We start from the raw sequence: 3,468 nt of genomic DNA on the forward strand, positions 1-3,468 counted from the left end.
ACCCTAAGAGCGAAAACGGCGGAGAATCGCTTGCGCGGGCGATAATGCTTGAGCTTGGTTTTGTGGAGCCAGAGTTGCAGCACGAGTTTCCAAACCCGAATTATCCACAGAGCCCATATCGCGCAGATTTTATGTGGAAAGTTAACGGAAAAATTATTGTTGGAGAGTTTGATGGCACTGATAAATATTTGATTGAAGATAGAACTTTGCTTGATAGCCGCTCGGCTGCTTACGACTTGCGCACTGAGGATTCTGATGGAAGTGTTGAAAATATCAACAACTTAAGCACAAATACCTTATATAGATATAATCGTGATGCAGTTAGGAAGGAACGCAATAGAGAACGGTGGCTTATGGATTGCGGAGTTGTTAGGGTTGTGCGATTTGATTATTGCGATATCTTGAATCCGATTGAGTTTAAGAAGAAGCTGCTTTCTGCGGGAGTTCCTGTGGCCGTTGCGTGATTTACAACATTCTCGATTAATCTTTTCCGCGTTTTGTACGTGATTTAGGTCAAATGTGGTACAAAGTGCGGAGTTGTGTTCCGCTTTTTGTACGTGTTTTAGGCGGATTTTGGTACAAAGTGCGTCAATCTTTTCCGCATTTTGTACGTGATTTAGGTCAAATGTGGTACAAAGTGCGGAAAGTCGTTCGCGCGCTACGCTTTAAGCGCGAAGGAAGGTCGTCGCGCAATCGCACTATATGTTGTCGCTTGTGCATATTCCCAGGCGATTATCAGACTTATAGCAAAATTGCGAGTAAAATAAAAAGACGTGATACTTGATCGTCATAATCGTTTAAATTTGGCCGAACTTTACGCCAGCTTGCAAGGGGCTGGCGATGGTGGGGCGTCAGACGCCGCCGCGGAAAAGTCGCAAGCAACCGCCGACGAAAAGTCCGCGCAAAAATCACCTATAAAAAGCGAAACGCCGCATCTTCCGCCCGAGCAAATGGACGAATTCGTAAACATGATGCAAGTGTACGAAGGCGCGATGTACGAAATCAGCACGAAGCTGGAGATTTTGGACGGCGAGTTTCAGGTGCGATTTTCGCACAACCCAGTGCATCACATGGAGCGGCGACTAAAATCCGTGCACTCGATTTTTGAGAAGCTGCGCCGCAGAAACTTAAGCATATCAACGCGTTCGATTCGCGACAACCTGTTCGATGTGGCTGGAATCCGCGTGATTTGCAACTATCGCGACGACGTGTACGCGGTTGCGCAATACCTTTCCAAGCAAACTGATATTCAGGTGCTGCAGGTTAAGGACTACATTAAAAACCCAAAGCCGAATGGGTACCGCAGTTTGCATGTGATTTACGCTGTGCCAGTGTTTTTGTCGTCGGGCGCGCATTACACGCCTGTTGAGGTGCAATTCCGCACAATTGCAATGGATTATTGGGCGAGTTTGGAGCACGCGTTGCGTTATAAGGCGGATTTGCCAGACGCAAAGTTGGCGGAGCATTCTAAGACGCTGCTTGAGTGCGCGCAGAATTTGCAGGCAATTGAGGCGAAGATGCAGGGGATTCATCGCGATATTAATGGTGCGCCGCGCGTGGAGGATGCGCCTGAGTCGTAGCAATCTAATGCGCGACGACCTGCCTTCGCGCTTAGAGCGTAGTGCGAAAAAGCAATTCGGAGCGCTGAGCCGCTTAAACGTAAAGTCCAGTGGACTTTACGTGCGGCGAAGACGTTCGCGCGTTTAGACCGCGCGAACGACGACCTACATTTCCGCTTTTTGTAGCACGACACGCATAGTCGTACAAATGTACTATAATTAGATACTTAAGGATTTATAGGGCTTTATAATGTTTTATAGTGTTTTATAAGGATTTAGGAGGATTTATGGGAGATTTTGGAAGTTTTAACGGCAATTATGCTGGCGATTTTGCGCAAAACCCAACAATTGTAGACTCGCAGGCTACTTATGTGCGCGAGCAGGCAGAGCGAGTGAGTGTGCGTCGCGTTTACGCAGAGATGACCGTTGGCTTAATAGTTACAACGCTTGTTGCAATGTTTACGCAAAGCACGGGTGCGCTTTACTCTTACTTGTATGCTACGGGTAGGTTTGGTTTCTTCGGCATTATTATTGCGCAAGTGGTGCTTGCTGTTGTGCTTGGAATGCGCGTTATGAAAATGAGCGTTTTTGCTGCGCGTGCAATGTTCTATGCATATGCGGCACTTACAGGCTTTACACTTAGCACGATCTTTACTGTGTTTAGCCTAGGCTCTATTGCAATGGTTCTGGCTTTAACTGCTGGATTCTTCCTGTGTCTTACAATGCTTGCGCTTACTACAAAAGTGAATATGCTTAAGGCTGGCCCGATTCTTATGGTGGCTTTGTTGGTGTTGTGCGTGAGCCAGGTAATTCTTATGTTTGTTGCTCCAAGCGCTGGAACTATGCGATTTATTGCTGCGATTGCAGTGTTGATTTTTGCAGGTCTTACGGCTTACGATGCACAAAAAACGCGTGCGATTTTTGAAGCCTATGCTAATCAGCCAGAAATGATTAAGCGCGTTTCGATTATTTGCGCGTTTAATCTTTATTTGGACTTCATCAACATGTTTGTGTACTTGCTGGAGTTGCTTGGAAATAGGCGCGACTAGGTGCGAGCCTGCGCGTTCTTCCTAGGGATTATGGTAGGCTATTCGCTTGTGTGATTGATGCGCATATTGCGTAGCGAGCACACATGGATGGGTGTCCGAGCGGTCTAAGGAGACGGTCTTGAAAACCGTTGTAGGGAAACCTACCGCGAGTTCGAATCTCGCCTCATCCGCGAACGTGGTTTCTAGCCAATCGCTAGAAACCTTTTTTCATGTCGAAAACCCTTGATATATCAACGTTTTTGGTTTGTTTTTGTTGGTTTGTGTAGTGTGTTTGTATTAAGAAACGCTGAAATTTGGTACAATCGCACTACGGTTTTGTTGGTTTGTGTAGTGTGTTTGTATGTAAAAATGCTGAAATTTGGTACAATCGCACTACACCCTTAATACTTGTTTTGGTTACGCAACGGCAACAGGAATTCCCGCAGAAAGCAGCTTCTTCTTAAACTCAAGCGGATTCAAGATATCGCAATAATCAAATCGCACAACCCTAACAACTCCGCAATCCATAAGCCACCGCTCTCTATTGCGTTCCTTCCTAACTGCATCACGATTATATCTATATAAGTTATTTGTGCTGAAGTTGTTGATATTTTCAACACTTCCATCAAAATCCTCAGTACGCAAGTCGTAAGCAGCCGAGCGGTTATCAAACAAAGTTCTATCTTCAATCAAATATTTATCAGTGCCATCCAGCTCGCCAACAATAATTTTTCCGTTAACTTTCCACATAAAATCTGCGCGATATGGGCTCTGTGGATAATTCGGGTTTGGAAACTCGTGCTGCAACTCTGGTTCCACAAAACCAAGCTCAAGCATTATCGCCCGCGCAAGTGACTCTCCGCCGTTTTCGCTCTTAGGGG

General features: G+C 45.9%; 2 protein-coding genes, 1 tRNA gene and 2 pseudogenes. 4 read left to right on the forward strand and 1 reads right to left on the reverse strand.

Annotated features, from left to right (window positions below):
- From NYP65_RS06125 to NYP65_RS06140, 4 genes and pseudogenes are all read left to right on the forward strand, one after another.
- Window positions 1–464: pseudogene (locus NYP65_RS06125) on the forward strand (hypothetical protein); the annotation flags it as partial.
- Between the two features lie 309 nt (window positions 465–773).
- Entirely contained in the window at window positions 774–1,580 is an 807-nt protein-coding gene (locus tag NYP65_RS06130) for a GTP pyrophosphokinase (RefSeq protein WP_464402296.1), read from the forward strand.
- Between the two features lie 266 nt (window positions 1,581–1,846).
- Window positions 1,847–2,608: a Bax inhibitor-1/YccA family protein gene (locus NYP65_RS06135; protein WP_032812822.1), complete on the forward strand. Its 762-nt coding sequence runs from the start codon at window positions 1,847–1,849 to the stop codon at window positions 2,606–2,608.
- Between the two features lie 85 nt (window positions 2,609–2,693).
- Window positions 2,694–2,778: transfer RNA gene (locus NYP65_RS06140), tRNA-Ser, on the forward strand.
- A gap of 226 nt (window positions 2,779–3,004) precedes the next feature.
- Here the strand turns inward: NYP65_RS06140 and NYP65_RS06145 are convergent.
- Window positions 3,005–3,468 (reverse strand): annotated as a pseudogene (locus NYP65_RS06145) (hypothetical protein); the annotation flags it as partial.

The organism is Gardnerella sp. c12Ub_1 (assembly GCF_055804375.1).

Coding starts and splice junctions, on each gene's coding strand:
- NYP65_RS06135 (WP_032812822.1), top strand. CDS start 1,847: ATGGGAGATTTTGGAAGTTTTAACGGCAATTATGCTGGCGATTTTGCG.